This window comes from Streptomyces sp. NPDC058637 (genome assembly GCF_042717325.1).
GTDB lineage: Bacteria > Actinomycetota > Actinomycetes > Streptomycetales > Streptomycetaceae > Streptomyces.
Genome location: NZ_JBHXRD010000031.1, coordinates 71,064 through 96,269, shown reverse-complemented (window position 1 = coordinate 96,269; position 25,206 = coordinate 71,064). Strand labels below are relative to the sequence as shown.

23 protein-coding genes, 5 tRNA genes and 1 pseudogene are annotated in these 25,206 nt (G+C 69.9%); 16 read left to right on the top strand and 13 right to left on the bottom strand.

All coding sequences use genetic code 11. The features are described from left to right. From ACFWVP_RS27135 to ACFWVP_RS27100, 8 genes are all read right to left on the bottom strand, one after another. A partial coding sequence (locus tag ACFWVP_RS27135) for an ATP/GTP-binding protein (RefSeq protein WP_186343733.1) occupies positions 1–275 on the bottom strand: 275 nt, incomplete at its 3' end. Next, positions 256–882 (bottom strand): DUF742 domain-containing protein, encoded by a 627-nt coding sequence (locus ACFWVP_RS27130; protein WP_384500493.1) that lies wholly within the window; start codon positions 880–882, stop codon positions 256–258. The genes ACFWVP_RS27130 and ACFWVP_RS27135, both read right to left, overlap by 20 nt. Before the next feature lie 89 nt (positions 883–971). Next, complete coding sequence (locus ACFWVP_RS27125; protein WP_030125847.1) at positions 972–1,385, bottom strand: roadblock/LC7 domain-containing protein; 414 nt, start codon at positions 1,383–1,385, stop codon at positions 972–974. A 10-nt stretch (positions 1,386–1,395) separates the two neighbouring features. Next, a complete protein-coding gene (locus ACFWVP_RS27120) occupies positions 1,396–4,614 on the bottom strand; it encodes a nitrate- and nitrite sensing domain-containing protein (protein WP_384500491.1) in 3,219 nt (1,072 codons plus the stop codon). A 349-nt stretch (positions 4,615–4,963) separates the two neighbouring features. Further along, positions 4,964–5,545, bottom strand: coding sequence for an ATP/GTP-binding protein (locus ACFWVP_RS27115; protein ID WP_003966011.1), 582 nt, complete (start codon positions 5,543–5,545; stop codon positions 4,964–4,966). After that, complete coding sequence (locus ACFWVP_RS27110; RefSeq protein ID WP_003966010.1) at positions 5,526–5,933, bottom strand: DUF742 domain-containing protein; 408 nt, start codon at positions 5,931–5,933, stop codon at positions 5,526–5,528. The genes ACFWVP_RS27115 and ACFWVP_RS27110 overlap by 20 nt, the downstream gene beginning before the upstream one ends. Before the next feature lie 134 nt (positions 5,934–6,067). Further along, positions 6,068–6,481, bottom strand: coding sequence for a roadblock/LC7 domain-containing protein (locus tag ACFWVP_RS27105; RefSeq protein ID WP_006127850.1), 414 nt, complete (start codon positions 6,479–6,481; stop codon positions 6,068–6,070). Positions 6,482–6,490: 9 nt separating this feature from the next. Continuing rightward, a complete protein-coding gene (locus ACFWVP_RS27100) occupies positions 6,491–10,171 on the bottom strand; it encodes a nitrate- and nitrite sensing domain-containing protein (RefSeq protein WP_384500489.1) in 3,681 nt (1,226 codons plus the stop codon). A gap of 580 nt (positions 10,172–10,751) precedes the next feature. On the opposite strand from ACFWVP_RS27100, the gene ACFWVP_RS27095 reads away from it, so the two are divergent. From ACFWVP_RS27095 to ACFWVP_RS27055, 9 genes are all read left to right on the top strand, one after another. After that, entirely contained in the window at positions 10,752–10,940 is a 189-nt protein-coding gene (locus ACFWVP_RS27095; protein WP_384500488.1) for a hypothetical protein, read from the top strand. Positions 10,941–11,240: 300 nt separating this feature from the next. Next, the gene (locus ACFWVP_RS27090) at positions 11,241–12,017 is read left to right on the top strand and encodes a fumarylacetoacetate hydrolase family protein (RefSeq protein ID WP_384500486.1); all 777 of its coding nucleotides are present in this window, start codon (positions 11,241–11,243) and stop codon (positions 12,015–12,017) included. Continuing rightward, the gene (gene gltX, locus ACFWVP_RS27085; RefSeq protein ID WP_384500484.1) at positions 12,010–13,521 is read left to right on the top strand and encodes a glutamate--tRNA ligase; all 1,512 of its coding nucleotides are present in this window, start codon (positions 12,010–12,012) and stop codon (positions 13,519–13,521) included. Before ACFWVP_RS27090 ends, gltX begins: the two co-directional genes overlap by 8 nt. Before the next feature lie 137 nt (positions 13,522–13,658). Next, positions 13,659–14,369, top strand: coding sequence for an HAD family hydrolase (locus ACFWVP_RS27080; protein ID WP_384500482.1), 711 nt, complete (start codon positions 13,659–13,661; stop codon positions 14,367–14,369). An 85-nt stretch (positions 14,370–14,454) separates the two neighbouring features. Beyond that, positions 14,455–14,526, top strand: a tRNA-Gln gene (locus tag ACFWVP_RS27075). An 18-nt stretch (positions 14,527–14,544) separates the two neighbouring features. After that, positions 14,545–14,617: transfer RNA gene (locus ACFWVP_RS27070), tRNA-Glu, on the top strand. A 60-nt stretch (positions 14,618–14,677) separates the two neighbouring features. Continuing rightward, a tRNA-Glu gene (locus ACFWVP_RS27065) sits at positions 14,678–14,750 on the top strand. A gap of 12 nt (positions 14,751–14,762) precedes the next feature. After that, a tRNA-Gln gene (locus tag ACFWVP_RS27060) sits at positions 14,763–14,834 on the top strand. 19 nt (positions 14,835–14,853) lie between these two features. Next, positions 14,854–14,926 (top strand) — tRNA-Glu (locus ACFWVP_RS27055). 57 nt (positions 14,927–14,983) lie between these two features. Here ACFWVP_RS27055 and ACFWVP_RS27050 read toward each other — a convergent pair. Together ACFWVP_RS27050 and ndgR are read right to left on the bottom strand one after the other, a co-directional pair. Next, complete coding sequence (locus tag ACFWVP_RS27050; RefSeq protein ID WP_384500480.1) at positions 14,984–15,622, bottom strand: MerR family transcriptional regulator; 639 nt, start codon at positions 15,620–15,622, stop codon at positions 14,984–14,986. A 543-nt stretch (positions 15,623–16,165) separates the two neighbouring features. Continuing rightward, positions 16,166–16,882, bottom strand: coding sequence for an IclR family transcriptional regulator NdgR (gene ndgR, locus ACFWVP_RS27045; protein WP_014048551.1), 717 nt, complete (start codon positions 16,880–16,882; stop codon positions 16,166–16,168). Positions 16,883–17,056: 174 nt separating this feature from the next. Here ndgR and leuC point away from each other — a divergent pair, with 174 nt between their 5' ends. The 4 genes from leuC (at position 17,057) to ACFWVP_RS27025 (ending at position 20,227) form a co-directional block, all read left to right on the top strand. Further along, positions 17,057–18,481: a 3-isopropylmalate dehydratase large subunit gene (gene leuC / locus ACFWVP_RS27040; RefSeq protein ID WP_384500479.1), complete on the top strand. Its 1,425-nt coding sequence runs from the start codon at positions 17,057–17,059 to the stop codon at positions 18,479–18,481. 5 nt (positions 18,482–18,486) lie between these two features. Continuing rightward, a complete protein-coding gene (gene leuD / locus ACFWVP_RS27035) occupies positions 18,487–19,080 on the top strand; it encodes a 3-isopropylmalate dehydratase small subunit (protein WP_384500478.1) in 594 nt (197 codons plus the stop codon). A gap of 104 nt (positions 19,081–19,184) precedes the next feature. Beyond that, the gene (locus ACFWVP_RS27030) at positions 19,185–19,412 is read left to right on the top strand and encodes a hypothetical protein (protein ID WP_384500477.1); all 228 of its coding nucleotides are present in this window, start codon (positions 19,185–19,187) and stop codon (positions 19,410–19,412) included. A 143-nt stretch (positions 19,413–19,555) separates the two neighbouring features. Continuing rightward, the gene (locus tag ACFWVP_RS27025) at positions 19,556–20,227 is read left to right on the top strand and encodes an HU family DNA-binding protein (protein ID WP_384500475.1); all 672 of its coding nucleotides are present in this window, start codon (positions 19,556–19,558) and stop codon (positions 20,225–20,227) included. A 312-nt stretch (positions 20,228–20,539) separates the two neighbouring features. On the opposite strand, the pseudogene cofC reads toward ACFWVP_RS27025, so the two are convergent. Then, positions 20,540–21,196 (bottom strand): annotated as a pseudogene (gene cofC, locus ACFWVP_RS27020) (2-phospho-L-lactate guanylyltransferase); the annotation flags it as partial. Positions 21,197–21,364: 168 nt separating this feature from the next. Between cofC and ACFWVP_RS27015 the strand changes: the two are divergent. Genes ACFWVP_RS27015 through ACFWVP_RS27005 form a run of 3 tightly spaced genes read left to right on the top strand, consistent with a single transcriptional unit; the run spans position 21,365 to position 24,343 of the window. Next, positions 21,365–22,117, top strand: coding sequence for a lysophospholipid acyltransferase family protein (locus ACFWVP_RS27015; protein WP_384500474.1), 753 nt, complete (start codon positions 21,365–21,367; stop codon positions 22,115–22,117). Next, entirely contained in the window at positions 22,114–23,124 is a 1,011-nt protein-coding gene (locus ACFWVP_RS27010) for an NAD(P)H-dependent glycerol-3-phosphate dehydrogenase (protein ID WP_384500473.1), read from the top strand. The genes ACFWVP_RS27015 and ACFWVP_RS27010 overlap by 4 nt, the downstream gene beginning before the upstream one ends. A 34-nt stretch (positions 23,125–23,158) precedes the next feature. Further along, the gene (locus tag ACFWVP_RS27005) at positions 23,159–24,343 is read left to right on the top strand and encodes a D-alanine--D-alanine ligase family protein (RefSeq protein WP_384500471.1); all 1,185 of its coding nucleotides are present in this window, start codon (positions 23,159–23,161) and stop codon (positions 24,341–24,343) included. Positions 24,344–24,393: 50 nt separating this feature from the next. On the opposite strand, the gene ACFWVP_RS27000 is transcribed toward ACFWVP_RS27005, so the two are convergent. Continuing rightward, positions 24,394–24,873: a DUF3515 domain-containing protein gene (locus ACFWVP_RS27000; protein WP_384500469.1), complete on the bottom strand. Its 480-nt coding sequence runs from the start codon at positions 24,871–24,873 to the stop codon at positions 24,394–24,396. Positions 24,874–24,893: 20 nt separating this feature from the next. After that, a complete protein-coding gene (locus ACFWVP_RS26995; protein WP_384500467.1) occupies positions 24,894–25,127 on the bottom strand; it encodes an Lrp/AsnC family transcriptional regulator in 234 nt (77 codons plus the stop codon). Positions 25,128–25,206 lie beyond the last annotated feature (79 nt).

Here is a 25,206-nt window from a genome sequence, read left to right as displayed (position 1 = left end):
TGTCCGGGGGTGCCGAACAGGTAGAGGATCAGGTCCTGGTCCAGGGTGATGCGTCCGAAGTCCATGGCCACCGTGGTGGTGGTCTTGTCCCCGGTATGGGTCAGGTCGTCGATGCCCGCGGACGCGGACGTCATCACGGCTTCGGTGCGCAGCGGGTTGATCTCCGAAACGGCACCGACAAACGTGGTCTTACCCACGCCGAAGCCCCCTGCCACCACGATCTTCGCCGAGGTAGTGGAGCGGGCCGCTCCGCCGCTAGAGCTTGCGAAGTCCACTGAGCACCCTTTCGAGCAGTGTCACATCTGGTTGGCCGCCGGCGGTCTCGTCGCCGCCGGGCTGATGGATAGCGACGAGTCCGGCCTCGGCCAGGTCGGCGACGAGGATCCGGGCAACGCCGAGAGGGATCGAGAGAAGGGCCGACACCTCGGCCACCGACTTGATCTCGATGCAGAGCCGGCAGATCCGCTGGTGCTCGGGCAACTGCCCTTGCAGCTTGGACAGATCCGCCGTGGTGCTGACCAGCGCCTCGATGGCGAGCTGGTAACGCGGCCGGGTCCGGCCGCCGGTCATGGCGTACGGACGGACCAGCGGGTTGTGCGCCGCGGGCCGCGAGGGCTCGGGCTCGTGCCGCTGGACCGGCTGGATGTGCGACGGCGGAGCGTCGTACCGCTGTGGCTGCTGCTGCGGCCACGACGGCTGCTGGGGCTGCTGCTGCGGCCACCCGCCCTGAGCGTCCTGCTGCTGGTACGGCCGGTACGGCTGATAAGAGTCGTTCGAACCTTGTCTGCCGGGTACGGAGGAGCTGCCGAAACGGTTGTCACCTTGCTCACCCGGGACCCGCTGACCACCCTCGTACGGGTGTCCACCTGTGGGTGCTGTCACGTTTCCTCCTCCGACTGCCGGTCGCCATCCCAGTGGTGCCGCGCCACCGCACCCTATGGGGCGGTGACGAGAAACGCACTGTCTGTCTATTAGTTAAGAAGACTTCCCTGGAGTTCGGCACGGAGATCCGGCGTGAGGACGCTCCCTGCGCGATCGACAAGAAGTGCCATTTCGTACCCGACCAGGCCGATATCGGCATCCGGGTGGGCGAGCACGGCGAGCGAGGATCCGTCGGAGATGGACATGAGGAAGAGGAATCCCCGCTCCATCTCCACAACGGTCTGATTCACGGCGCCGCCCTCGAAGATCCGGGAGGCACCCGCCGTCAGCGACGTCAGACCGGAGGCGACCGCCGCCAGCTGATCGGCACGGTCACGCGGGAATCCCTCGGACATCGCCAGCAGGAGTCCGTCGGCGGAGACCACCACCGTGTGCGACACCCCGGGGGTGTTGTCCACGAAGTTGGTGATCAACCAGTTGAGATTCTGCGCCGCCTGGCTCATCGGGCTCACACTAACGCTCCTGGTTGTAGGTATTACTGCTGTCCGAACCCGCGGTACGTCCCCGCAGCACGCCACGGCGCAGGTTGCTCAACCTGCCCCGTACGTCCTCGGGAGCGCGGGAGACCTGTGGGCCGCCCTGCTGGGTCTGCTCCGCGGTGCCCTCGACCAGGTTGGCCTTGGGTACGCGCCGGGGGAGCCCGGACGGGGTGATTCCGCCCGCCTTCGGCTCCTTGAGCTTCTCGGCCTGCTTCCAGCGTTCGTCGTTGGTCGAGCGCCAGTCGTCGGTGCCTTGCCCGTCCGCCTGCGGCTCCGGCTGCTGTTCCTGCTGCTGCGGGGGCCGCTGCCGCTGTTCCGGCGGGGCAGGCTGATCGTTTCCTCTACCGGTGGGCTGCCAGTGCTGCTGCCCGGCACCCCGGCGCGGGAGACCCGCGTCGGTCAACTCGGGGCCGGCCTTCGGCGCCGGGTCCGGACGGTCGAAGCCTACGTGCTCCTGCGGCTCCTGGGGAGCACTCGGCAGGGATTCCGCTTCGGGCTGCCCGAGGGCGTTGTACCCGCCCTGGTACGTGCCCTGATCCGCCCAGTCGCCCTGGTTGGGCGGGTCGGGCCGCGGCGCGAACGGGTCGGCGTACTGCTCCTGCTGGACCTCCGGAGCCGCGTACGCGGCTTCCGCATAGCCGTTCTGCTGGGGCTGCTGGGGCTGCTGCGGGGCCTGCTGCTGGTAACCGCCCTCGGGGGCGTACTGGTCGTAGCCGGCCTCGTACCCCTGTGGTGCGTAGCCCTGCTGCTGCTGGGCGTACGGCTCAGGAGCGTACTGCTGCTGCCCGAACTGCTCCTGGGCGTAGGGCTGTTGCACACCCTCGCCCGGGAACGCCGGACGCTCGCCGCCCGTCTGTGCCTCCAGCGCGGCCCGTCGCTCCTCACGCATCAGCGAGCGGTTGACCGGGTCCAGCTGCGGGGAGTCCGCCGCCGGGGTGTCGTAGCGCGAGTCGTCGAAGCCGAGCTCCGCCGCCGTACGCATCGGCAGCTGCTGCGGCATCGGGTCGAAGGCCTGCGGCTGCGGCTGCTGCTGCTCGGCCATGATCGAGGAGACGGTGAAGTCACCCTGCGGCGCGGATTCGCCACCGCCACCGTGGGTGATGGCGTCCGGCAGCATGACCAGCGAGGTGGTCCCCGCCTGCTCGCCCGAGGGGCGCAGCTGGACGCGGATGCCGTGCCGGTCGGCCAGCCGGCCGACCACGAACAGGCCCATGCGCTGGGACACCGCGGCGTCCACGGTCGGCGGATTGGCCAGCTTGTGGTTGATGTCCGCGAAGTCCTCGGCGGTGAGGCCGATCCCCTTGTCGTGGATCTCGACCATGACGCGGCCGTCGGGCAGCCGGGTCGCGGTCACGCGCACCTTGGTCTGCGGGGAGGAGAACGTGGTGGCGTTCTCCAGGAGCTCGGCCAGCAGGTGCACGAGGTCGGTCACGGCCTGGCCGTGGATCTCGCTCTCCGGTACGCCGGTGAGCTCGATGCGCTCGTAGGACTCCACCTCGGAGGAGGCGGCCCGCAGCACGTCGACCAGCGGCACCGGCTGGTTCCAGCGGCGGCCGGGCTCCTCGCCTGCGAGAACGAGGAGGTTCTCGCCGTTGCGGCGCATGCGGGTGGCCAGGTGGTCCAGCTTGAAGAGGCTCTCCAGCTGGTCCGGGTCGGCCTCGTTGTTCTCCAGGTCGGTGATGAGGGTCAGCTGGCCCTCGATGAGCGACTGGTTGCGGCGCGACAGGTTGGTGAAGATCGCGTTGACGTTGCCCCGCAGCATGGCCTGCTCGGCCGCCAGCCGGACCGCCTCGCGGTGCACCTGGTCGAAGGCGCGGGCGACCTCGCCGATCTCGTCCTGGGTGTTGATCGGGATCGGCTGCACCCGGGTGTCCACCCGGCCGGGCTCGGTCCGCGACAACTGGTCGACGAGCATCGGCAGGCGCTGCTCGGCGATACCGAACGCGGCGGAGCGCAGCTGCCGCATCGCGCGGCTCATCTGGCGGGCCATGAGACCGGCGATGACGAAGGCCGCCAGCAGCGAGATGATCACGATCGTGGCGTTGATGAACGCGTCGTTGCGGGCACTGGAGGAGATCTCCGCGGCCTCGGTCACGGCCTTGTCGACGAGCTCGTTCTCGACCGTGGTGTAGCCGTCGAACTTGGCGGTGGCCGCGGCCATCCAGGTCTCCGGGGTGATCCCCTTGGCCCGCAGCTGCTCGGGGTTCTTGCCCAGGCCGATCTGCTGGGCCATGCCGTCGAAGACCGAACCGTCGATGCTCGGCGGCATCACGAACGGCTCACCGGTCGCGTCGGCCTGCGCCTTGGCGGACTTGAGCTCCTTGGCGCCCTCGGCGGCCTTGCCGGCCATGACCTCCTTGAGCCGGGCCGCGTCGGCCTCCGTACCACCGGAGACGAACTCGCCGAGGGCGATCTGCTCCAGGTAGTTGTACGAGCCGAACGCCTTGACCTGGTCGTTGAACTTGCCCTGCTCCTGGCTCGGGCGCACCAGCAGGTGCATGCCGATGGAGCGCTGGAGCGACTCGGCGGCCTTGGCCAGCTCGATCGCGTAGACGGTCCGGCCGTAGCTGGTGATGTTGCCCGTACCCAGGCCGAGCTCGTTGGAGAACTCCATCAGCGAGTGCTGGACCTTGGTGTAGCCCTCTTCCGTCTTCACCGGGTCCATCGCCTCGGCGTAGGCGGCCTTGCGAAGCTCGGGGAGCAGCGGCTCCTCCAGCTGGAACAGCTTGAGGCGGCGCTCCAGGCCCTGCTTCTCCGGCATGCCCTTCACGGCGGAGGCGAACTTCTCCGCGGCGTCGTCCGTCGTGGCGCGCACCCGCTCCACCTCGGCGGCGGTGCGCTTGTTGGACAGCAGCGGCTGCGCGGTGAGGTCACGCTCGTTCAGCAGCGCCTGCCCGTACTCCGAGGCCGCGCGGACGACCTGCGCCGTCTTCTCGGCGTCCTGAGCCTCGTTCCAGGTGTCGATCGACCCCTTCACCTGGAAGCCGCCCATGATCAGGCCGACCAGGGCGGGTATCAGGAGGATCGCGTTCAGCCGGGTGGGCACCCGCCAGTTGCGCGGTGAGAGCCGACTGGTGCTGCCACCTGCCGGCGCCTCCTCGGACGTGCTCGCAGGCGACACCGCAGCGCGCGGCGGCGGGGTGAAGTTGCCCCGCTCCGGCTGCGCCGCGGAGCCCTCGTTGCTTCGCCTCACTCGACCAACAACCTCTCGGCGTCGGCACCAACGTTGTGCCGGATTATTCGTTCAGGGCCGTACTGCTCGGTAGTTCGAGGCATTGCAGCATGCGGAAGGGCCGCGTTCCAAACAGTCGGAATGCTCAATTCCGGGTGGCCTATGTCTCGCATAAAACGGGCATAAAGAGCGAGCCCCGTCAAAAGGCGGGGCTCAAGTGAGCGCAGTGGTACCGGCCGGATGCGTCGGGTGGTGTTGTGGTTCCAATTCTCTGTCGAAATGTTATGAACACGGGGGCGGATCGTGTCGTAGGACACAGCCCGCCCCCGCTTGACTACAACAACTTCCGTAGATCACTACCGACTTGCGGTCACTTGAGCCGGGCCATCAGCGCGTGCTCCACCAGCGTGATCAGACCGCTCTTGGCATCGGCGCGGTGACGGGCGTCCGTCGTGATGATCGGTGCGTCCGGCCCGATCTGCAGGGCTTCGCGCACCTCGTCGGGGGTGTAGGGCTGGTGTCCGTCGAAGCCGTTGAGGGCGATGACGAAGGGGAGGCCGCTGTTCTCGAAGTAGTCGACGGCGGGGAAGCAGTCGGCGAGGCGGCGGGTGTCGACGAGGACGACGGCGCCGATGGCGCCGCGGACCAGGTCGTCCCACATGAACCAGAAGCGGTCCTGTCCGGGGGTGCCGAACAGGTAGAGGATCAGGTCCTGGTCCAGGGTGATGCGTCCGAAGTCCATGGCCACCGTGGTGGTGGTCTTGTCCCCGGTGTGGGTCAGGTCGTCGATGCCCGCGGACGCGGACGTCATCACGGCTTCGGTGCGCAGCGGGTTGATCTCCGAAACGGCACCGACGAACGTGGTCTTACCCACGCCGAAACCGCCCGCCACGACGATCTTCGCCGAAGTGGTGGCGCGGCCCGTGCCGCCACTAGAGCTTGCGAAGTCCACTGAGCACCCTTTCGAGCAGTGTCACATCCGGCGCGCCGCCGGCCTCTCCGTTGCCCGGCTGGTGGATGGCCACCATGCCGGCTTCCGCCAGGTCTGCCACGAGGATCCTGGCCACACCCAGGGGCATGGACAGCAGGGCCGAGACCTCGGCCACCGACTTGACCTCGCGGCAGAGGTGGCAGATCCGCTGATGCTCCGGGAGCAGGGTCCCGAGGTGAGCGGGGTCTGCTGTTGTGCTGACCAGCGCCTCTATCGCGAGCTGGTAGCGCGGCCGGGTCCGGCCGCCGGTCATTGCGTAGGGACGGACCAGCGGCTGGTCGCCTTCACCGTCGTACGACGCGTGGTGCAGAGCGCCGTACGGATCAGGTGAGGCGGGTGGCGGGGTCATGAATCCTCCGGGCGTGACAGCAGGGTGTCGCCTTGCCGTCTGAAGGGGCCGGTGAGGGGGCTGAAGCGGCCGGACGGGTGAGGGTTTCGAGTAGTACCTGGGGGGAACGTGTCAAGTGTCCGCTGCATGGCCGCCTAGTGGAGCAGACTGCCTTGTAGTTCGGCGCGGAGGTCGGGGGTGAGGACGGTTCCCGCACGGTCGACGAGGAGGGCCATCTCGTATCCGACCAGGCCGATGTCCGCGTCCGGGTGGGCGAGGACCGCCAGCGAGGATCCGTCGGAGATGGACATGAGGAAGAGGAATCCCCGCTCCATCTCCACAACGGTCTGGCTCACGGCGCCGCCTTCGAAGATCCGGGAGGCACCCGCCGTCAGCGACGTCAGACCGGAGGCGACGGCCGCCAGCTGATCGGCGCGGTCACGCGGGAAACCTTCGGACATCGCCAGCAGCAGGCCATCCGCGGAGACCACCACCGTGTGCGACACCCCTGGGGTGTTGTCCACGAAGTTGGTGATCAGCCAGTTCAGATTCTGCGCGGCCTGACTCATGGGGCTCAACTAACGCTCCTGCTGGTGAGTGGGGCCGAGTTGGAAACTGCCGGTAGACGGACCGTTGTTGGCCTGTCGTCCCTGCTGGATGCCCCGGCGGAGATTGGTCAGACGGCCGCGTACGTCATCGGGCGCACGCGAAACCTGGGGTCCGGACTCATGATTCTGCTGCTGAGCAGTGCCCGGCACCAAATTGGCACGTGGAACACGGCGCGGAAGTCCGGACGTTGTGATGCCGCCCGCGGCGGGCTTCTTGACGCGTTCCGCCTGCCGGACGAGTTCGTCGTTGGGCGAAGCGCGCCAGGAACTGGTGGCGGCCGTGTCGGCCGCGCCACGGCGCGGCATGGGCGGAGCGGGGATACCCGCCGCCTCCTCGGGGGCGGCCGGTGCCTGCGGCTCCGCGGCGGGCGGCTGACCGCCCTGCTGCACACCGTGGAACCAGTTCGTCTCCAGCGTGTCGTACAGCGGTGTACGCCCGTCGCCCGGACCGGCCGGCGGCAGTGCCTCGGGCAGCGCCGGACGGTACTGCGGCTCGGGTGCGGCAGGAGCCGGCGGGCGCGGTGCGCCGAAGTCCGAGTCGTCACGGTGACGCGGCGCGGGCATCTGCTGGTGCTGCTGGGGCCGGTCACCGAAGCCCTGGTTCTGCGGCGGCGCGTTGAAGTCGGGGCGCGCGAACTGCGCGGTGCTCGCCGCGTCCGGTACCTGGGGTACCTGGGGCGCCTGCGGTGCGGAGAAGTCGGGGCGGGCGAACTCGGCCGTGGCACCGGGGCCCTGACGGTCGTTCATCGGCGGGCGCTGGTTCGGCGCGTCGAAGGAGTGCTGCGGGGCGGAGGTACCCGGGCGGGCGAACCTGCCGGAGTCGGGCTCCTCGTGACCACGCGGGGCGTCCAGCGGCGCACCCTGATCCTCGACGCCCCAGCTCGTGTTCTGCGGACGCTGCGGCTGGGGGTTGCCGCCGGGCAGCTCGGCCCGCGGCGCGCCGGGCGGCGGCAGCTGACGGCCGGGGCCGCCGGGCTGCTGGAAGCCGCCCTGGTCGCCCTGGCCGTGCTGGGCCTGCTGCGGCTGCGGAGCCTGCCGTGCCGGCGGACCGCTCTGCTGGCCGGGCCGGTTGGGCTGACCCGGACCGGAGTGACCGAACAGGTTGGGCCGGTTCGGGTCCGTACCCGCCGGGTCCTGCTGACCGCGTGCGCCCATCCGGGCACCGCCGCTGAAGGCACCGGAGAGTCCGCCGCCCTGACGCGGGCCCTCGGGCCTGCCCTGGTTCGGCAGACCGGGGGCCTGACCGGGGCCCTGGGTGCTCGGGCCGGGGAAGCCGCCCGGCTGCTGCGGCTGACGGGGACCGCCGTCGCGTGAGGGCAGCGCGGCCCGCGGACCGGAGCCCGCACCGACCTGCCCGCGCGGCCCGGAGGCGGAGCCCAGACCGTTGGCGGGTGCCGCGGGGGCACCGCCGAGACCGGGACGGCCCGCGCCGGGAGCGCCGCCGGCGAGGAGCCCGCCGGGAGCACCGGCCTGCTGGCCCGGGCCCTGCTTGGACGGCGGCTGCTTGCCGCCCTGCGCGACCTCCATGGGCAGCATGACCAGCGCGGTCGTACCACCGGAGTCGGAGGGACGCAGCTGGATCCGGATGCCGTGACGCAGGGACAGCCGGCCGACCACGAACAGACCCATGCGGCGGGAGACCGAGACGTCCACGGTGGGCGGCGAGGCGAGCCGCTCGTTGATGGCCGCCAGGTCCTCGGGGGAGAGGCCGATACCGGTGTCGTGGATCTCGACGAGCACACGTCCGTCGGGCAGGGCGTGACCGGTGACCCGGACCTTCGTCTGCGGGGAGGAGAACGACGTGGCGTTCTCCAGCAGCTCGGCGAGGAGGTGCACGAGGTCGTTGACGACCCGGCCGGCCACTTCGGTGGCCGGTACGGCGGCCAGTTCGATGCGCTCGTACTGCTCCACCTCGGAGGCGGCGGCACGGAGCACGTCGACCAGCGGCACCGGACGGGTCCAGCGGCGGCCCGGCTCCTCGCCCGCGAGGACGAGGAGGTTCTCGCCGTTACGGCGCATACGGGTCGCGAGGTGGTCGAGCTTGAAGAGCGAGGACAGCTGGTCCGGGTCGGCCTCGCGCGACTCCAGCTCGGAGATGAGCGAGAGCTGACGCTGGATGAGGCCCTGGCTGCGGCGCGAGAGGTTGGTGAACATCGCGTTGACGTTGCCTCGCAGCAGCGCCTGCTCGGCGGCCAGTCGGACCGCCTCGCGGTGCACGTCGTCGAAGGCCGCGGCCACCTGGCCGATCTCGTCCCGGGTGTGCAGGCCGACCGACTCGACGGAGGTGTCGACGTCCTGCGGGTCGGTCTCGGAGAGCTGCTTGACGAGCTCGGGCAGCCGGTCCTGGGCGACCCGGGTCGCGGTGTCCTGCAGTCGCCGCAGCGAGCGGATCATGGACCGTGCCACGACGAAGGCGCCGACCAGGGACACACCGAGGACGATGAGGATGACCGCACCGTTGAGGAGGGCGTCGCGCTGCGACTCGTCGCGCAGTTCGCGGGCCTTGGTCTCCATCTCACCGAGGAGGGTCTCCTCGATGGTGTTCATCGCCCCGATCTTGTTGGACGCCTGGTCGTACCAGTCCATGTACGTACGCCGGGTGCTGCCCTGCATGCCCAGCGGGCTGTCGAGCACCTTCTTCGCGTACATGTCCGCGGAGTTGATCTCGGGGTTGCCGTTGTCCAGCGAGGCGAGGAGGTCCGTGGCGTCGGCCCCGGTGCTGGCGTAGGTCGTCTCGAACGTCTTGCGCGTCGTGTCTTCCTTGTTGAGCGCGTTGCGTCCGAAGGTCTTGTCGTTCTCGTCGAGGTCCGCCTCGCCGTTGCCGTCCGGCAGGGCCGCGGCGATGATCGCGCGCTGGACCGACGCGTACTCCTTGGAGGCCGAGAAGGCCGCCAGGGCGCGGGTGCGCTTGATCATGTCCGGGTTGCTGGTCGCCTGCGCCATGTCCTGCGAGAGGCTCAGCAGCGAGGTGATCAGCTGGCTGTACCGGTCGATGGTGTTGAGGCTGGGGGCGCCCTCGGCGTACGCGTCCTTGCGGATGCTGACGATGTCGCCGAGCTGGTTGCCGATCTGGCTGACGCTGGAGTGGATGCTGTCCAGCGCCTCGTCGCCCGGCGTGTTGCCGATGTCGTCGGTGGCGGCGAAGAAGGCGTCCTTGGCCCGGTCGGTCCGCTTCCGGGACTCGCTGACCTTGAAGTCGGTGGCCTTCACGCCGTTCGACAGCGGGCCGGCCGACTTGTCGCGCTCCTCCTGGAGCGCGTTGGCGAGCGCGGTCGCCTGCTTGGTCATGTCGGTGAGGATCCGCATGTGCTCCAACTGGTCCATGTCGTTCATGGACTCGTTGATGCGCATGCCGCCCAGGGTGGTCGCCGCGACCACGGGGAGGGCCAGCAGGGAGACCAGACGCGTGCTGATGCGCCAGTTGCGCAGCGCCAGCCGGGAGCCGGTGCTGGTGGGGCCGGTGGCCTTGGCGGGTGTGGGCGTCTCCGCGCCCGCGCTCGTCGTGCCCGGTCGTTGTGCGCGGTCGCCGTTGTCACCGGCTGCGGCCGGCCCGGGGTTCTGGGCGTGCTGGGGCGAGGAACCGCGGTCCGTCACGCCGCGCGGCTCCTGTTCCGCCGGAGCGGTGCCATCCCTCTTGAAACGTCCCTGCACTAGCGTCGCAACCTCTGGACCAGGCGTCCCTCCGCGTACTGCGGGCGGAACGGTGTCGGCGTCGTGGGGCGCTGGACGCGCCCCATGGTGGTCGTGAGTGACCGGCGTACTTCCCCCTCCCGCCGCCACTCGGCGCTGCGTCGCGCCCTGCGCGCCGGGCCTGAAACCCGCGGCGGTGCGTGGAATTCCAGCACAGTGGGGGATCTCCAACAAGGCCCACGTACCGGGCTGTGACCTGGATGACACGGTGTGATGGGTGAGTAACAAGCAGTGGAGCGTGTTCAGGTGTAAATCGTACGAATAGGGTCGGGTGTTCCGGGGGTGCCTGGTGTCCCAGACGGCATGATCGGGAGCGGAATGAGAGATTCAATGACGCATTGTCTGATTTGTTTCAGGCGATCGACTGCCCGTAATGGCGTTTTTGTCCGCTACTTCGTGAGCAAACTCACATCATGATCGCCGTCTCATCCCCGCTTGTGCGGGGAATCGGATGTTTAGCCTGGCGCTTTACAGGGATAGCGAATCCGACAACCCGCGCCCCCTCCGGGCGGCGCCCCAGCGACAAGGGTCCATACGGCAGATGAAGACGACGATGACGTTCCGCAACATTGCCAACCCCCGGCGCACCACGCTGGTGCACCTCAAGGACGCCGAGGGGCTGCAGAGGCCGCAACAGCCGGAGCACGCCGTCGACCTGCCCACCCAGACGGCCAACCCCCGCCGCACCATCCTCATGGAGGCCCCCGCCTCCGCCGCGGCCGCGGGCTGACGCGCGAGGCTGTCCCCTCCCACCCGCGCGGGTGCCTCGCCCGACGCGGACCGCCCCGCCCCGCCCGACGCGGTCCGCCCCGCCTCGCGGACGAGGACCGCCCGTCCTGTCGCGCCGCCCGGCACGCACGCCGGCGGTGCCGGTCGGAAAGCCCTGGTGGCTCGACTGCGAGGGCTTCCGTCCGCCTCGCGAGCGCACGCCCCGGACGACGCTCCTCATGGGGGCGGTCCGCGCCGGGCGAGGCGCTAGCCTGGAGCGTCAGTCTTCAGCCAGCCAGCAAGTGAGGGGCGACAGCAACCCGTGCGCATCGCCAGGTTCTCCATCGACGGCAATGTCGCCTTCGGCGCGGTCGAGGGCGACAGCCCCGACAGCCTCGTCCTCGACATCATCAAGGGCATCCCGTACGCCGACTTCGAGCTCTCCGGGACCAAGGTCCCGCTCAGGAAGGTCCGGCTCCTGCCGCCCGTGCTCCCCAACAAGGTCGTGGCCATCGGCCGCAACTACGCGGAACACGCCGCCGAGCTCGGCAACGAGGTCCCGGATGTCCCCATCGCCTTCTTCAAGCCCACCACCTCGGTGATCGGCTCGGGCGACGCCATCGAGTACCCCTCCTTCTCCGAGGACCTGCACCACGAGGCCGAGCTGGCCGTGGTGATCGGCCGCATGTGCCGCGAGGTCCCGCGCGAGCGCGTCAAGGACGTCATCTTCGGCTACACCTGCGCCAACGACGTGACCGCCCGCGACGTCCAGCAGCGCGAGAAGCAGTGGGCCCGGGCGAAGGGCTTCGACACCTCCTGCCCGCTCGGCCCCTGGGTGGAGACCGACCTCGACCCCGGCAACCTGGCGATCCAGGCCACCGTCAACGGCGAGCAACGCCAGCTGGGCCGGACGAGCGACATGATCCGCTCCATCGAGGACCTGATCGTCCACATCACGGAAGCCATGACGCTGCTCCCGGGCGACGTGATCCTCACGGGAACCCCCGCAGGGGTCGGGCCCCTGCACGTCGGCGACGAAGTCGCCGTCACCATCGAAGGCATCGGCACTCTCACCAACAAGGTGATCAAGCGTGGATAACGGACCCGTCCCCAAGCTCTCGGCTTCGCTCGACCAGGGGAGGCCCCCTCGCGTACGTTTCTGTCCCTCCCCGACCGGCAACCCCCACGTGGGCCTGGTCCGGACAGCCCTCTTCAACTGGGCATTCGCCCGGCACCACCAGGGCACCCTGGTCTTCCGCATCGAGGACACCGACGCGGCCCGTGACTCCGAGGAGTCCTACGAGCAGCTGCTCGACTCGATGCGGTGGCTCGGCATGGACTGGGACGAGGGCCCCGAGATCGGCGGCCCGCACGCCCCGTACCGCCAGTCGCAGCGGATGGACCTCTACAAGGACGTCGCCGGGAAGCTCCTGGCCGCCGGTCACGCGTACCACTGCTACTGCTCCACCGAGGAGCTCGACGCCCGTCGTGACGCGGCCCGCGCGGCCGGCAAGCCGTCGGGCTACGACGGCCACTGCCGCGCGCTGACCGCCGAGCAGACCGCGGCGTACGAGGCCGAGGGGCGGACCTCCATCGTCCGCTTCCGGATGCCCGACGAGGCGATCACCTTCACCGACCTCGTCCGCGGCGACATCACCGTCCAGCCGGAGAACGTCCCGGACTACGGCATCGTCCGCGCCAACGGCGCCCCGCTCTACACGCTCGTCAACCCGGTCGACGACGCGCTGATGGAGATCACCCACGTCCTGCGCGGCGAGGACCTGCTCTCCTCCACCCCGCGCCAGATCGCCCTCTACAAGGCGCTCATCGAGCTGGGCATCGCCAAGGAAACCCCCGCGTTCGGCCACCTGCCCTACGTCATGGGAGAGGGCAACAAGAAGCTCTCCAAGCGCGACCCGCAGGCCTCGCTCAACCTGTACCGCGAGCGCGGCTTCCTGGCCGAGGGTCTGGTCAACTACCTGTCCCTCCTGGGATGGTCGATCGCCGAGGACCGCGACATCTTCACCCGCGACGAGCTGGTCGCCGCGTTCGACATCGCGGACGTCAACGCCAACCCGGCACGCTTCGACCTGAAGAAGGCCGAGCACGTCAACGCCGAGCACCTGCGGATGCTCGACGTGAAGACCTTCACCGAGGCCTGCGGCCCCTGGCTGAAGGCCCCCTTCGCCCCCTGGGCGCCCGAGGCCTTCGACGCGGCGCAGTTCGCGGAGATCGCCCCGCACGCCCAGACCCGCGTCACGGTCCTGTCGGACATCACGGCCAACGTGGACTTCCTCTTCCTGGACGAGCCCGTCGAGGACGAGGCGTCCTGGGCGAAGGCCATGAAGGAGGGCTCCGACGCCCTGCTCGTCACCGCCCGGGCGAAGCTGCTCGCCGCCGAGTGGAACGCCGAATCGCTCAAGGCCGCGGTCCTCGCCGCCGGTGAGGAGCACGGCCTGAAGCTCGGCAAGGCGCAGGCCCCGGTCCGCGTCGCCGTCACCGGCCGCACGGTCGGCCTGCCGCTCTTCGAGTCCCTGGAGATCCTGGGCCGCGAGAAGACGATCGGCCGCATCGACGCGGCGCTCGCGAAGCTCACCGTGTGACTGTTCGGCGCGCACCGGAGGCCGGGAACCCCTCGGGGGTCCCGGCCTCCGGCCGTTCACGGCACCGGCCCGGCGCGGCGGTAACGGAGTGTGGGTGTCCGGCATCACCGCGTTCCGGGGCGGGTAGATTCGAGGGCATGGCGATTCGCGGGGTCCTCTGGGACGTGGACGACACGATCTTCGACTACGCGGGGTCGGACCGCACCGGCCTGCTGCGGCACCTCCGGGCGGAGGGGCTGGCCGACAGTGACGAGGACCACCACAGCCGCTGGATGCGCATCGCCTCGGTCCACTGGGCGCGCGTGGCCGCGGGGGAGTCCGACTGGTACGCGCACTGCCGGGACCGGGTCCGGGAGTTCCTGGACGCGGAGCTGAGCGACGCGGACGCCGACGCGTGGTTCACGCGGTACGTCGGGCACTACGAGAGCTCCTGGGAGCTCTTCCCGGACACCGTGCCCGTGCTCGACGCGCTGGCCGGCACGCACCGGCACGCGATCCTGTCCAACTCCTCCGTCGACCACCAGGAACGCAAGCTGCGCGCCCTCGGCGTGCGCGACCGCTTCGAGGTGCTGCTGTGCGCGCGGGAGCTCGGCGTCTACAAGCCCGACGCCAGGGCCTTCCGCGCGGCCTGCGAGGCGCTGGAGCTCGACCCGCACGAGGTGGTCTACGTCGGGGACGAGCCGGACATCGACGCCGCCGGAGCCGTGGCGGCGGGCCTCACCGGGGTGTGGCTGGACCGGCGAGGGCGGGGCGGACGGCCCGAACTCGTACGGATCACCGGCCTCGACGAGCTCCCCGGGCTGCTGGCAGGCAATACCCGTTTTGGAGCGCCGGACACCTTCAGGTAATGTTCTTCCTGCGCCGCCCGAGCGGGCCGAAAGAACCGGCCGGGAAGCGCAGACAGAAACAGAACCCTCAGGGGTTGCGTTTCAGTGGGCTATGGTGTAATTGGCAACACTACGGTTTCTGGTACCGTCATTCTAGGTTCGAGTCCTGGTAGCCCAGCGCAAAACCAAGTAGCAAGCCCCCGTTGTGTAGCGGCCTAGCACGCTGCCCTCTCACGGCAGTAGCGCCGGTTCGAATCCGGTCGGGGGTACAGATCCTTCCCGCGAGAACATCTGGGTCGCACCCACGTACTCGATGCAGGATCGCTAGGGCCCCCGTTGTGTAGCGGCCTAGCACGCTGCCCTCTCACGGCAGTAGCGCCGGTTCGAATCCGGTCGGGGGTACTTGTCACACCATGGGCTATGGTGTAATTGGCAACACTACGGTTTCTGGTACCGTCATTCTAGGTTCGAGTCCTGGTAGCCCAGCGCAAGACCCAAGTAACAAGCCCCCGTTGTGTAGCGGCCTAGCACGCTGCCCTCTCACGGCAGTAGCGCCGGTTCGAATCCGGTCGGGGGTACGACAGCTCGACACGAAAAGGCCCTTCACCTCGGTGAAGGGCCTTTTCGTGTGCCCCTCAGCGCCTATACCGTTGCGCTGCCTCCTTCGCCTGGGCCGGCCGGCGCGACGCCGGCAGCGGCTCGGACAGCACGGCCGACGCGACGGCGGCCTCCACCCGCTCGCCCTCCGTGGGGAACTCCTCCACGGAGCCCAGGTCCCGCATCGCCACCCGCCGCATGACACGGGCCTGTTCGACGAGGTACTCACCGTCGCAGGGGTGGCCGAGCCGGATGAGCGTGGCCACCGAGCCGACCGGTGAACGGTGTGCGGGGGCGAGTTCGCCGAGTTCCTCCGCCGTCGGCCGGCCCAGCTCCGCGAGCATCGCGGCCACTTCGGTGCGCGCGGTGGCCGTCTCCGGGGCGTCCTCGTCCGGTGCCGGACCGTGCGGCAGGGCCCACAGGGCGGCGCCCAGGCGGATCGTCAGACCGAGGGACTCGTCGTCGACATGGGCGGGCACCTCGCGGGCCGTGGCCACCGGGAGGCGGCCGGCCTGGAGCAGCGCCCGCACCAGCCGCAGCCGGCGCAGAGGGCTCTCGTCGTAGTCGGCCTGGGTCGCGCCGATCCGGACGCCCGCCGGGAGCTGCCCCTCACGCAGGTAGTACTTGATCGTCGCGGTCGACACGCCGCTCCGCCCGCCGAGTTCCGGCAGTCGCACCCCTGCGCCCAGCGACACTCTCCGGCAACGGGGGTGCGGATGTTCGTGAAGCCGAATCCTGGCCGGACGACCGCGGGGGCCGAGCGCGAGGCAGTCGTCCTGCTGATCGGCATGCGATACCGCGCGTGCTCAGGGAGTTGGGCGGGGACCCGGGCCGGGGCCTGCTCGGCCACACACCGCTGTCCGGCCCGCGCCGGACGTACCGCGTCGTCCAGTGCAGGGAGGCGAGGGAGGCGAAGGAGAGGCCGTACGCGTAGGGGGAGAAGTCCCGCACCGCGTGGGGCTGTGGCACGAGAGCCGCATCGTGCCGGAGGGGGCGTACGAGTCGGTCCACGCCGACGTGCCGGCCTGGGCCTGGTCCTCGCGACGGGGGTCCTGCCGATCGAGAAGCGGAGCCGGCGGGCGGCGGACCGTCCCGCGCATCGCACGTCCGGGGAGTGGTCACCGGGACGTCGGGCGTGCGCCGGGAGGGGCGTCGGAAGTCGGGGGGCCGCCACGGCGTTGGGGCAGCCTTCGGAGAGGGGACGGGCGTGACCTGGGTGCTCAGCCGGTGCGGCGCAGGGCCTCGCTCAGGCGGGCGGCGGAGTCGATGACCGCCTGGGCGTGCATCCTGCCCGGGTGACGGGTCAGCCGCTCGATCGGTCCGGAGACGGAGACGGCGGCGACCACCCGGTTCGACGGCCCGCGCACCGGCGCCGAGACCGAGGCCACGCCCGGCTCGCGCTCACCGATCGACTGGGCCCAGCCCCGCCGCCGTACGCCCGAGAGGGCCGTCGCCGTGAAGCGGGCACCCTGGAGGCCGCGGTGCAGCCGCTCCGGCTCCTCCCAGGCCATCAGGATCTGGGCGGAGGAACCCGCCTTCATGGTGAGCGTGGAGCCGACCGGCACGGTGTCCCGCAGTCCGGACAGCCGCTCCGCCGCCGCGACACAGATCCGCATGTCGCCCTGCCGGCGGTAGAGCTGCGCGCTCTCGCCGGTGATGTCGCGCAGGTGGGTGAGTACCGGCCCGGCCGTCGCCAGGAGACGGTCCTCGCCTGCCGCGGCCGCGAGCTCCGCGAGCCGGGGACCGAGAATGAACCGGCCCTGCATGTCCCTCGCCACCATGCGGTGGTGTTCGAGTGCCACGGCAAGCCGATGTGCCGTGGGCCTTGCGAGCCCTGTCGCCGCGACCAGCCCGGCGAGGGTGGCCGGACCGGACTCCAGGGCGCTCAATACCAGAGCCGCCTTGTCGAGAACGCCGACGCCGCTAGAGTTGTCCATACGACGATACTCGCGTCTCACTCTGTGAAACGCAAGTTCAATTTTCCCCGGAAGTTGCGAACCTGTACGTGCGGCCACACGAAGGCCCGTAGCCACCGCCCCGCTCGGGGGTCCGGACGGCGGCGCACCGAATCTCTAGTTGGGCCGGCGAAGACGCCGGCCGGAGGGAAAGCGATGGGTAGGACACTCGCGGAAAAGGTCTGGGACGACCACGTCGTCCGGCGCGCGGAGGGCGAGCCCGACCTTCTCTTCATCGATCTGCACCTGCTGCACGAGGTGACCAGCCCCCAGGCCTTCGACGGCCTGCGGCAGGCGGGACGCCCCGTCCGGCGCCTCGACCTCACCATCGCCACCGAGGACCACAACACCCCGACCCTCGACATCGACAAGCCGATCGCCGACCCGGTGTCGCGCGTCCAGCTGGAGACCCTGCGCAAGAACTGCGCGGACTTCGGCGTCCGGCTGCACTCCCTGGGCGACGTCGAGCAGGGCGTCGTGCACGTGGTCGGCCCGCAGCTGGGTCTGACCCAGCCCGGCACCACGGTCGTCTGCGGCGACTCGCACACCTCCACCCACGGCGCGTTCGGCGCACTGGCCTTCGGTATCGGCACCAGTCAGGTCGAGCACGTCCTGGCCACCCAGACGCTGCCCCTGGCCCGCCCCAGGACCATGGCGATCACCGTCGAGGGCGAACTCCCCGACAGCGTCACCGCCAAGGACCTGATCCTGGCGGTCATCGCCCGGATCGGCACCGGCGGCGGCCAGGGCTACATCCTCGAATACCGCGGCTCCGCCATCGAGAAGCTCTCGATGGAGGCCCGGATGACCATCTGCAACATGTCGATCGAGGCCGGTGCCCGCGCGGGCATGATCGCCCCGGACCGGACCACCTTCGACTACCTGCGGGGCCGCGACCACGCCCCGCAGGGCGAGGACTGGGACGCCGCCGTGGCGTACTGGGAGACGCTGCGCACCGACGACGACGCCGTCTTCGACGCCGAGGTCGTCATCGAGGCCGCCGAGCTCGCGCCGTTCGTCACGTGGGGCACCAACCCCGGCCAGGGCGCGCCCCTGTCGGCCAACGTCCCCGACCCCGCTTCGTACGAGGACGCCTCGGAGCGCAACGCCGCGGAAAAGGCCCTGGAGTACATGGGGTTGACCGCCGGACAGCCGCTGCGCGAGATCAACGTCGACACCGTCTTCGTAGGTTCCTGCACCAACGGCCGCATCGAGGACCTGCGCAACGCCGCCGCGATCCTGGACGGCCGCAAAGTCGCCGACGGCGTACGCATGCTGGTCGTCCCGGGCTCCGTCCGGGTCGCCCTGCAGGCCGTGGAGGAGGGCCTGGACAAGGTCTTCACCGCCGCCGGCGCCGAATGGCGGCACGCGGGCTGCTCGATGTGTCTGGGCATGAACCCCGACCAGCTGGCTCCCGGCGAGCGCTCCGCCTCCACCTCGAACCGCAACTTCGAGGGCAGGCAGGGCAAGGGCGGACGCACCCACCTGGTCTCCCCGCAGGTCGCCGCCGCCACCGCCGTGCTGGGCCATCTGGCCTCGCCCGCCGACCTGTCCGACGCCCGTACGCCCGCCGGAGTCTGAGAGCCATGGAAGCATTCACCGCACACACCGGCCGGGCCGTCCCGCTGCGCCGCAGCAACGTCGACACCGACCAGATCATCCCCGCGCACTGGCTGAAGAAGGTCACCCGCGACGGCTTCGAGGACGGGCTCTTCGAGGCCTGGCGCAAGGACGAGAACTTCGTCCTCAATCGCCCGGAGCGCGAAGGCGCCTCGGTCCTGGTCGCCGGACCCGACTTCGGCACGGGCTCGTCCCGTGAGCACGCCGTCTGGGCCCTGCAGAACTTCGGCTTCAAGACGGTCATCTCGTCCCGTTTCGCCGACATCTTCCGCGGCAACTCGCTGAAGAACGGTCTGTTGACCGTCGTCCTCGACCAGCAGGTCGTCGACGCGCTGTGGGACCTGACGGAGGCCGATCCGACGGCCGAGATCACCGTCGACCTGGAGAAGCGCCAGGTCCTCGCCGAGGGAATCACCGTCGACTTCGAGCTCGACGAGAACGCCCGCTGGCGACTGCTGAACGGGCTCGACGACATCAGCCTCACCCTTCAGAACGAAGCGGACATTGCGACTTACGAGGCGGCCCGGCCGACTCACAAGCCGCGCACGCTCAACGCCTGAGCAGCGCTTTTCCCGAACTGCGCCCCCTGCCTCCCGGCAGGGGGCGCAGTCGCTTGTTGAGACCCCCTCGGGCGACAACTCGCCCCAGATGGCACAATCGGTGCATGGAACGCGACAGCCAACTCGAGCTCTATGGCCTCGTCGCCGACCGATTGAAGGAAGCGCACTCAAGAGTGCGCGCGCTGCAAGTCCCGGAGAGCGTAAGGATGGCGCTGTCCCGGAAGCTGCTGGTCGTCACGGCCGCGGCTAAGCACGATCTCCCGGACGCGGCAAGGCGTCTGGACCGGTTGATGAAGGACCTCGACGAGGGCCGATTCCCCGAAGGTGACTGACTCTGCGGAACAGCGCAGCGGTCGACTTCGTTGCGGCACTAGGGTGATTAGCCCGTTTCGTGTTTGATTTGCGGTATATATCTGCCTAACGTGCGAAAAAGCCTGGACAGTATCGTTCCGGCAATGTCTCCGAAGGGGAAGACGTGAACAAGGCGCAGCTCGTAGAAGCGATTGCCGACAAGGTCGGCGGCCGTCAGCAGGCCGCTGACGCTGTCGATGTGGTGCTCGACGCGATCGTCCGTGCGGTTGTCGCGGGGGATCGTGTCTCGGTCACCGGCTTCGGCTCGTTCGAGAAGGTCGACCGCCCCGCCCGGTACGCCCGCAACCCGCAGACGGGTGAGCGCGTCCGGGTCAAGAAGACGTCCGTGCCCCGCTTCCGTGCGGGACAGGGCTTCAAGGACCTGGTGAGCGGCTCGAAGAAGCTCCCCAAGAACGACGTCGCGGTGAAGAAGGCACCCAAGGGCAGCCTCTCCGGAGGATCTTCCACGCGTACGACGGCGAAGGCCGCGGCGAAGAAGGCCACCGCCAAGAAGGCCACGGCGCGCAAGACCACGGCGGCGGCAGCGGCGAAGAAGACCGCACCGCCCACGAAGAAGACCACGGCGCCCGCGAAGAAGACCACCGCCACGGCGAAGAAGACCACGGCGACGGCGACGGCGAAGAAGGCGACGCCGGCGAAGAAGGCGACGACCACCAAGAAGGCGGTCGCCACCAACACGGCGCCCGCCAAGAAGACCACGGCGAAGAAGGCGCCCGCGAAGAAGACCACGGCACGCTCGATCACAGCCAAGAAGGTCACCGCACGTAAGAAGTGAGACCGGGCACCGCTCGTTCCTCACACGCGCCGGGCCGGGCTCCCCTCGGGGAGCCCGGCCCGCGGGCTGTCCGGACACAGGAAGGGCGGTTCAGAAGGTCTGCAGCGTCACCAGGGTGATCCGCAGCGCCTCACCCGTGCCCTCGGTCTCGATCCGCACCCGCTGGCCCGGTCGCAGCAGCCGCAGACCGCCCGCGTCGAAGGCGGGGGCGTCGAAGTCCACCGGGGTGCCGTCGTCGAGCAGGACACTGCCGGTGCGGGTCTCGGAGTCGTACGTGAACGAGGTCGCCTGCACGGGCAGAACCCTATCGGTCCGCGACGTGCGCCATCCAGCGCTCAGCCCCGCGGTGTACGGCCCCACACCCAGCGCCAGCGCCGCCCGCAGGTCGTCGCCCGTGTCCACGTCCCTGCGGACCGAGTCGAGGCCGGGAGCCGAGATCTCCACCGCGCCCGACGCCAGATGCCTGGCACGCGACGGACCACCGAAAGCCGGCCGCAATTCCGCACCCGGAGCCGCCGCAAGAAATGTGGTGCCGATTTCCTGTGCATCGGTGACAAATGCGCGCGGGAATGCGGAGCTGAAATCGAGCACACGCGCCAATTCCTCCGGGCGCAGCGCGGGCAGATCCGCGTTGAGCGCCGCCACCGCGGCACCGGGGCGCCCCGCGCGCACCGACCGGGCACCGTGCTCCAGAGCCGCGTTGAGACCGGCCGCAGGCGCGTCCGCCACCGTGCGCGCGCCGAGGGCGGCCAGCGCGGCACCGGCCGCCGGGTCGTCCGTGACGACCACCACATCCCGCACCGCCGGGCAGGAGAGCGCGGCGGACACCGTGTCCTGGGCGAACGCCAGGGCCAGCCGCGGACGCAGATCCTCACCCGCCGCCCGCCCCAACCTGCTCTTGGCCCGTGCGAGCGGTTTCAGCGGGACGACCAGGGACCAGAAGCCGGTCGGGTCGGTGTTCGTGGCGATCTCCCCCTCCGTACGCGTCGAGACTTATTCTCGCCTGCCGGTACGACAACCCGGAGGTCCGCCCCCGTAGGCGAGGCGTACGGTGTTCTCCACACAGCAGGTCCCGGGCGTACGACATCACCACCGTGAGCCAGGCAGACAGGTCAGTTCCTAGAGAAAGGCGTCCGAGTGTCCCGCCGTAGAATCGGCTTCTGGTACCGGCTGGCGGCCGCCATCGCAAAACCGCCCCTGGTGGTTCTGTTCAAGCGGGACTGGCGAGGAATGGAACACATTCCCGTCGACGGCGGATTCATCACCGCGGTCAATCACAACTCGTATCTGGACCCGCTTTCGTACGGGCACTTCCAGTACAACACCGGACGGGTACCGAGGCTCCTCGCGAAGGCCGGACTGTTCAGGACGCCCTTTGTCGGAATGATGCTGCGTGGCACCGGACAGATCCCCGTGTACCGCGAGACGACCAATGCGCTGGACGCTTTCCGTGCCGCCGTCGCCGCCATCGAACGGGGCGAATGCGTCGCTTTCTACCCGGAGGGCACCCTCACCCGCGACCCCGACATGTGGCCGATGGCCGGCAAGACCGGCGCCGCCCGTGTCGCGCTGATGACCAAGGCCCCCGTCATCCCCGTCGCGCAGTGGGGCGCCAATCTCGCGATGCCGCCGTACGCCAAGGAGAACAAGCTCCGGCTGTTCCCCCGCAAGACCCTCCAGGTGCGGGCGGGACCACCCGTCGACCTCTCCCGCTTCCACGGGAGCGAACCGACACCCGAGGTGCTGCGCGAGGTCACCGAGGTCATCATGGCCGCGATCACCGCCCAGCTCGAGGTGGTACGCGGCGAGAAGGCGCCCACGGAGCTCTACGATCACCGCAAGGCCCGTGCTGAACAGCGGCGCAAGGCAGAAGGAAAGGGACCCACGTGACGCACCCCGTAAGAGCGGCCGTCTTCGGAACCGGTTCATGGGGTACGGCCTTCGCCATGGTGCTCGCCGACGCCGGCTGCGAGGTCACCCTCTGGGGCCGCCGTGCCGAGGTCGCCGAGGCGATCAACACGACCCGTACCAACCCGGACTACCTGCCGGGAATTGAGCTCCCCGCCACGGTCCGGGCCACCACCGACGCCGCCGAGGCGCTGCGCGGCGCCGACTTCGCGGTCCTGGCCGTGCCCTCGCAGACGCTGCGCGCCAACCTCGCCGCCTGGGCACCGCACCTGGAACCCCGCACCGTGCTCGTCTCCCTGATGAAGGGCGTCGAACTCGGCACGGCCAAGCGGATGAGCGAGGTCATCGAGGACGTCACCGGAATCACCCCGGACCGCATCGCCGTCGTCACCGGTCCCAACCTGGCCAAGGAGATCGCCGAGCGCCGGCCCGCCGCGGCCGTGGTGGCCTGCTCGGACGAGTCCGTGGCCCAGCGCCTCCAGGCCGCCTGCCACACCCCGTACTTCCGCCCCTACACCAACACCGACGTGGTCGGCTGCGAACTGGGCGGCGCCGTCAAAAACGTCATCGGCCTCGCCGTGGGCATCGCCGACGGCATGGGCCTCGGCGACAACACCAAGGGCTCGCTCATCACCCGCGGCCTCGCCGAGACCACCCGGCTGGGCGTCGCCATGGGCGCCGACCCGCTGACCTTCTCCGGACTCGCGGGCCTCGGCGACCTGGTGGCGACCTGTTCGTCCCCGCTGTCGCGCAACCACACCTTCGGCACCAACCTCGGCCGCGGGATGACGCTCCAGGAGACCGTCGCCGTCACCAAACAGACCGCCGAGGGCGTCAAGTCCTGCGAATCCGTAAGGGATCTGGCACGCAGGCACGGGGTCGACATGCCCCTCACCGAGACGGTCGTCGGCATCGTCCACGAGGGCAAGCCGCCGATGGTCGCGCTCAAGGAACTGATGTCGCGCAGCGCCAAGCCCGAGCGACGCTGACTCATCCCTTACCAGCAGGTACGCTCATCGCGATATGAGCAGCCAGAACCTCCCCCAGAGCCCTGAGAGCGCCGTGAGCTCCGAGCAGAGCTCCGAGCAGCGCCGTAAGCCGCGTGTGGCGGTCGTGTTCGGCGGCCGGAGCTCCGAACACGGAATCTCCGTCGTCACCGCCGGTGCCGTGATGAGCGCCATCGACCGGACGAAGTACGACGTCCTGCCGATCGGCATCACCACGGACGGCCGTTGGGCCCTCACGGCCGACGACCCTGCCCGCATGGCCATCACGGACCGGCGGGTACCGAACGTGGACGAGCTGGCCGAGTCCGCGCGCGGGGCCGTCGCGCTCTCCGTCGACCCCGGCAACCGCGAGGTCGTGTACAGCGAACCGGGCGCGGTGCCCACGGTGCTCGGCGAGGTCGACGTCGTCTTCCCCGTGCTGCACGGCCCGTACGGCGAGGACGGCACGCTCCAGGGGCTCCTGGAGCTCTCCGGAGTGCCGTACGTCGGCGCCGGTGTCCTCGCCTCGGCGGTCGGCCAGGACAAGGAGTACATGAAGCGGGTGTTCACCTCCTTCGGGCTGCCGGTCGGCCCGTACGAGGTCGTGCGCCCCCGCGAGTGGGAGTCCGACCGCCCCGCCGCCCGCAAGCGCGTCATGGAGTTCGCGGCCGAGCACGGCTGGCCGCTGTTCGTCAAGCCCGCCCGCGGCGGCTCCTCGATGGGCATCACCAAGGTCGACGACGCGGCCGGGCTCGACGAGGCGATCGAGGAGGCCCGCCGGCACGACCCCAAGTTCCTCGTGGAGTCCCTGCTGCGCGGCCGGGAGATCGAGTGCGGCGTGCTGGAGTTCGAGGACGGACCGCGCGCCAGCGTGCCCGCCGAGATCCCGCCGGTCACCGCGCACGACTTCTACGACTTCGAGGCCAAGTACATCGACTCGGCGGCCGGTCTGGTACCCGCGCCGCTCACCGAGGAGCAGACCGCCGAGGTACAGCGGCTCGCCGTCGAGGCCTTCGAGGCCGCCTCCTGCGAAGGCCTGGTGCGCGCCGACTTCTTCCTCACCGAGGACGGCACGTTCGTCATCAACGAGATCAACACCATGCCCGGTTTCACGCCCATCTCCATGTTCCCGCGCATGTGGCAGGAGACCGGGGTGGACTACCCGGAGCTGGTGGACCGGCTGGTCCAGGCGGCACTCGCCCGCTCCACCGGGCTTCGCTGACCCTCGACGCCCGCGCCTCCGCCCCCGCACACCCTGCGGGGGAGAGGCGACTAGAGGCTTTCGGGAACCGTCTCTTCCACAGGTACGGCGAACGCCGACAGCGGGGTGATGTCATGGGCGTACTCCACCCCGAGTGTCACCTCGACGTACGCCTTGCGGTACGTGGTCGTGAACCGCGGACCGGCGTCATCCGGCTGCTCCAGCAGCCAGTTGACGCCGTCCGCGTCGACGCCCTCGGACTGGGCGTCGTCCATCTTCGCGGGCCGGGGGACGCCGCAGCGCAGTACGATCGCCCCGTCCCCCCAGCCGGCGGTCAGCACCGAGTCCGGTCCGGGGTCACTCCGTTCCAGGCCGACGACGGTCTTCGGCAGCGCCTTGTGCAGCTCCCCGCAGTACGCGGCGGCCTCCGGCGACGGCGTGGGAACCGCGACCGAGGGCTGCCCGGCACAGCCCGCCGCGGCCAGGACGGCCAGGGCGGCGGACGGGACGAGAAGTGCGGAGCGGCGGGACCGGCGGCGGGTGTGCGTCACCGGACCAGCGTAGACGGGGGTCAGAGGTGAACGACCGGGCAGGTCAGGGTCCGTGTGATGCCGTCCACCTGCTGGACCTTGGCGACCACCATGCGGCCGAGCGCGTCGACCGTGTCGGCCTGCGCGCGCACGATCACGTCGTAGGGGCCTGTGACGTCCTCTGCCTGGATCACTCCCGGAAGTCTGGCGATGGTCTCGGCGACGATCGACGCCTTGCCCACCTCTGTCTGGATAAGGATGTACGCCTGTACCACGGAACCTCCAGGGCGGCCACGAGGATCATGTGGGGGAAAGGGACGCCACGTTATCGCGTCGCCGAGGGCCACGGGGAGA